General features: G+C 57.3%; 1 protein-coding gene. It reads left to right on the top strand.

Annotation, left to right across the window (positions count from 1 at the left end):
* Positions 1-214: hypothetical protein (locus tag EOA22_RS38345; protein WP_206521509.1), on the top strand; the 214-nt coding region annotated here is incomplete at its 5' end.
* Positions 215-1,058 lie beyond the last annotated feature (844 nt).

Genomic DNA, 1,058 nt, shown 5'->3' with positions numbered 1-1,058 from the left:
AGCCATAGGCGGTCGGCGGGGGGCAAGCATGTCAACTTACCCTGAAGATTTGATTTATAGCTGCGATTTGCGAACAATCAGTCCCAAACCATCCGATGCTCGATGCGTAGCCGAATTAACCTTTGTAATTGCGGTGGCGCTGCACCGCTGTTATCCACGCCCCGCCGCTGTGCTCGGCGAAATGTTCCGAGAGCTTCTGAAGTTGAGCGCGTGAAGGAACGGGTGATGCCGATTCTTGTCATGTCGACCTTTCGAGTATTGCCTGCAGACCAACAGGATGGATTTGGCCATGAAAGGAAGCCGACCGGTTATTTCGTTGTTGGATTTCGACATCCTCTCCCGGGCTCTTACGTCAGCCATCAGGGAGAGCCCGGAATCCGATTCGATGGTCCAGGCCCGCGAGCTTGTGTGCCTATACACCGGGAAAAAGTCAGCCGACCAAAATTTGATCGCGGCCTTGCTTCACGCCAGTCGCGCCCAGCTGGACGTGGAAGCATCCAAGACCAATCGCCCGGCAAGAATTGACTGAGTGCCTGCATCTGCTCGACGTGACCTCTCACCGGGTTGTCTCCTCGACGGAGCTACGTCCGAGACGAAGCCCAAAGGCGCGACCGACTAGGACGAATATCCTGACCGCGACACGATAGCCAGCAGGTCACCGAATGGACCTTTGGAAGTCATGGCAGCGGGTTGGACTTCGATCGAGATAGCCGAGGCCATCGAGCGCCGTGGCCGACCGTCGTGGGCGCGAGGAAAGCGCCGCTCTAGATCCCTGCTGCTCGCACGAGCATTTTTACCCCAGGGCCATAAATTTTGCACTGATCTGAGGAACACGCATCTGCAGTCGAAGGTCGGGATGTGCTTGGTGAGGACGACTCCCTCCTTGAAAGGACCAAGCTCTGGTGCGAGGGCCAGCCTCCGGTTCCGAGACCCGGTTGCGGGCGTATGCAATGCAAGCAAGCGTTAAGTTTTTCTGCAGGCCTGGAACCTGTTTCTGAAATCGAAGTTGGGTTTGCAGCTTGGCTCCCCGGGCCAGGTCTCAAGCAAGGCCAGCCGCT

The organism is Mesorhizobium sp. M7A.F.Ca.US.014.04.1.1, assembly GCF_003998745.1.
Classification (GTDB): Bacteria; Pseudomonadota; Alphaproteobacteria; order Rhizobiales; family Rhizobiaceae; genus Mesorhizobium; species Mesorhizobium ciceri.
The sequence above is the reverse complement of the archived record's forward strand: the minus strand, read 5'-3'. Positions and strand labels throughout refer to the sequence as shown.